The following is a 3240-nucleotide window of genomic DNA, read 5'->3' on the forward strand; positions in this document are numbered from 1 at the left end:
CGAGTCGGCGACGAACGGAACGGTCGCCTTGAGCAGGTAGCGCTGCTGCGCACCACCCTCGGTCGCCGCGCCCCAGCCCGCCACCGTGAACGTGCCCGAGTTGTACGCCGTGGTCGTCGCGATGGGCATGGTGGACAGGCCGCTGACCGGGCTGGCGAGCTTGATCAGCGCCCAGTCGCCGCCGGTCGAGGTGCCGTACGTCGGGGACCGGTAGACGTAGGTGGACTTGATCTTCTGCGCGCTGGTGCTCTGCAGGTCGACGACGCCGACGGTCGCCGTGATCGAGGTGTTGGACCCGGTCCGGCTGACGCAGTGCGCCGCGGTCAGGACGATCTGCTTGGTGTAGAGCGCCCCGCCGCAGCCCATGGAAAGCCGGACCATGAACGGGAACTCGCCCTGGGCGGCCCGCGTCCCGCCGACCACGTTGGTGGAGGGCGGCTCGGCGGCGGTGGCGATCGCCGGGGTGGCGAACGACGCGGCCGCGGCGGCCGCGGCGAGTGTTACGGTGGCGTTTCTGAGCAGGGTGAACCAGCGCTTGGGGGCCAAGGGGATCAGTCCTTCCAGTGTCCACAGTGGAAGCCATTGCCGAAAGCGGCCCCACGACTACACCAGGTGGTCGCAGACCGGGACAACCGACTTTCTTCGGATCTTTCGGGCGGTTGGGTGATTTCTCACCGGCGGACCCGGCGAACGCCGTAGGCCAGACCGCCCAGCACCAACGCGGCGCAGCCCGCGAGCACCGACGGCAGCGGCAGGCTGAAGGCCAGCACCACGCACCCGGCCAGCCCGAGCACGGCGATCGGCCGCGCCTTCCCGCTCAGCGTGAACGCGGCGGCGTTGGCGACGGCGTAGTACGTCAGGACGGCGAAGGACGAGAAGCCGATCGCGGCGCGCAGGTCGATCGACGCGGCGAGCACGGCGACGACGAGCCCGACGGCGAGCTCGGCCCGGTGCGGCACCTGGTAGCGCGGGTGCACGGCGGCGAGGAAGCGGGGGAGGTGGCCGTCGCGGCTCATCGCCAGCGTCGTGCGCGAGACGCCGAGGATGAGCGCGAGCAGCGAACCGAGTGCCGCGATCGCCGCGCCCACGCGCACGACCGGGGCGAGCCACCCCGGGACGGCCGCGGCGATCGGGTCCGGGCTCGCGGCGAGGGCGGCCGGGCCGAGCCGGACGAGCAGCAGGACCGCCAGCGCGGCGTAGACGACGAGGGTGATGCCGAGGGCGAGCGGGATGGCCCGGGGGATGGTGCGGGCCGGGTCGCGGACCTCCTCGCCGAGCGTGGCGAGCCGCGCGTACCCGGCGAAGGCGAAGAAGAGCAGCCCGGCCGCTTCGAGCACGCCTCCGCCGGACGGCCAAGCGATGAGGGGGCCGCCGCCGGACGGCCCCGCGGCCATCGTCACGGCCGCGGCGGTGAGCACGAGCAGGGTGCACGACACGATCACCCGGGTGGCGAGCGCCGACCGGTGCACGCCGAAGTAGTTGACGGCGGTGAGCGCGGCGACCACCGCGACGGCGAGCAGGCTTCGCCACGGCTGCCCGAGCCCGGGTGCGGCGTAGGCGACGACGGTCAGCGTCATCGCGGCGCAGCTGGCCGTCTTCCCGGTGACGAATCCCCAGCCGGCCAGGTAGCCCCAGAATTCACCGAGCCTTTCCCGGCCGTAAACGTAGGTGCCGCCGGATTCCGGATAAATCGCGGCGAGCCGCGCCGAAGACGTCGCATTGCAGTAGGCGACGACGGCCGCAAGGACCAGTGCGATGAGCAATCCGGCCCCCGCGGCCCGCGCCGCCGGGGCGAACGCGGCGAACACGCCGGCCCCGATCATCGAGCCCAGGCCCAGGAAAACGGCGTCGGCCAGGCCGAGCCTGCGGTTGAGGGAAGTCGGGGGCATCCGGGTGATCCTCCAGGTTTCTGCCGTGTTACGTGCCACAGCGAACCACGGCGCACGGGAAACCGAATAGGGTCGATTCCGTGCCTGCCCCTTCGCGCCATTCCCGCCTGTCCGCCGACGGTCCCGTCCTCGACGGGATTCCCGAACACGGCCGTGTCCCGCGGTACTACGCGGTCAAGGTCGAACTGCTGGCGGTGATCGCGGAACTCGGCGAAGGTGCACTGCTGCCCACGGAACGGGAATTGTGCGAACGGTTCGAAGTGTCGAGGGCGACCGTACGGCAAGCGGTCGCGGAACTGGTGCTCGAGGGCAGGCTCAGCCGCCGCCAGGGGAGCGGCACGTACATCGCCGGCCCGAAGCTCGTCCAGCCGCTGGCCCCGGCGGGGCGGCGGCCGGGCATCCGGCCGGGCCGCAGCGCGATCACCCTGGAGCGGCGCCCGGCCGGGCGCGCGCTGGCGGCCGACCTGCAGGTGACGTCGGACGCCGAGGTGTTCCACCTGGAGCGGGTCCTGCTGGCCGGCGACGAGCGCGTCGGGCTCGAGTCGACATATCTCCCGGCGTCGCGGTGCCCGGACCTGCTCGAGGTGTTCACCCCGGAGCAGCCGTTGAGCGAGCAGCTCGGCGTGGAGACCGCGGGGGCGGAGGAGCGGGTCGAGACGGTGCTGGCCACCCCGCGCGAGGCGTTGCTGATCGGGACGAACCCGGCGCTGCCGATGCTGCTGACCCACCGCGTCTCGTGGGGCCCGGACGGGGTGCCGTTCGAGCGGGTGCGGTCGCTCTACCGCGGCGACCGGCTGAGCTTCACGACGCGGCTCGGAAGCTCCGGCGGCTGAGGCGGTCACGTTTCGCGCGGCGCCCTCGTTCCTCTCGCAGCCAACACCGGACTGGGAGGAACGAAATGAACATCGCACTGTGGACCGGACAGATCCTGCTGGCCGTGGTCTTCGCCGTGTCGGGCGCGTTCAAGTCGGCGATGTCGCAGCAGCGGATGCTCGAAACCGGCCAGACCGGAGCGGCGGCGTACCCGCTGCCGGTGGTCCGGTTCGCCGCCGTCTGCGAGATCCTCGCCGCGGTGGGCCTGATCCTGCCGCTGCTGCTGGGCATCGCGCCGGTCCTGACCGGCTGGGCCGCCGTCGGGCTGGCCGTGGTGATGGTGGGGGCGATGGCGATGCACAGCAGGCTGGCGATCGTGCAGCGCAAGCCGGCCGAGTGGCGGAACGTCGGGGTCAACGTCGCGCTGCTGGCGGTGTGCGTGTTCGTCGCCGCGGGACGTCTCTGAGGGCCGGTGCAACCCCGGCGCGGGTCCGTTCCGTCTGGCAGGTATGCGTACCACGGTGAAACTGCTGGGCGC

At 72.3% G+C, this 3240-nt stretch carries 4 protein-coding genes; 2 read left to right on the plus strand and 2 right to left on the minus strand.

Annotation, left to right across the window (positions count from 1 at the left end):
- The coding region (locus CCN39_RS45180; RefSeq protein WP_086853044.1) for a S1 family peptidase at positions 1-546 on the minus strand (546 nt) is incomplete at its 3' end.
- Positions 547-671: 125 nt separating this feature from the next.
- Positions 672-1889: an APC family permease gene (locus CCN39_RS45185; RefSeq protein ID WP_208630662.1), complete on the minus strand. Its 1218-nt coding sequence runs from the start codon at positions 1887-1889 to the stop codon at positions 672-674.
- Between the two features lie 80 nt (positions 1890-1969).
- Between CCN39_RS45185 and CCN39_RS45190 the strand changes: the two genes are divergently transcribed.
- Complete coding sequence (locus tag CCN39_RS45190) at positions 1970-2722, plus strand: GntR family transcriptional regulator (protein ID WP_086853048.1); 753 nt, start codon at positions 1970-1972, stop codon at positions 2720-2722.
- Positions 2723-2787: 65 nt separating this feature from the next.
- Positions 2788-3168 carry a DoxX family protein gene (locus tag CCN39_RS45195; protein ID WP_086853050.1) on the plus strand — a complete coding sequence of 127 codons (381 nt, stop codon included), beginning with the start codon at positions 2788-2790 and terminating at the stop codon, positions 3166-3168.
- The last annotated feature ends 72 nt before the right edge of the window (positions 3169-3240 follow it).

It is taken from the genome of Amycolatopsis kentuckyensis (assembly GCF_002155975.1).
Lineage (GTDB): Bacteria > Actinomycetota > Actinomycetes > Mycobacteriales > Pseudonocardiaceae > Amycolatopsis > Amycolatopsis kentuckyensis.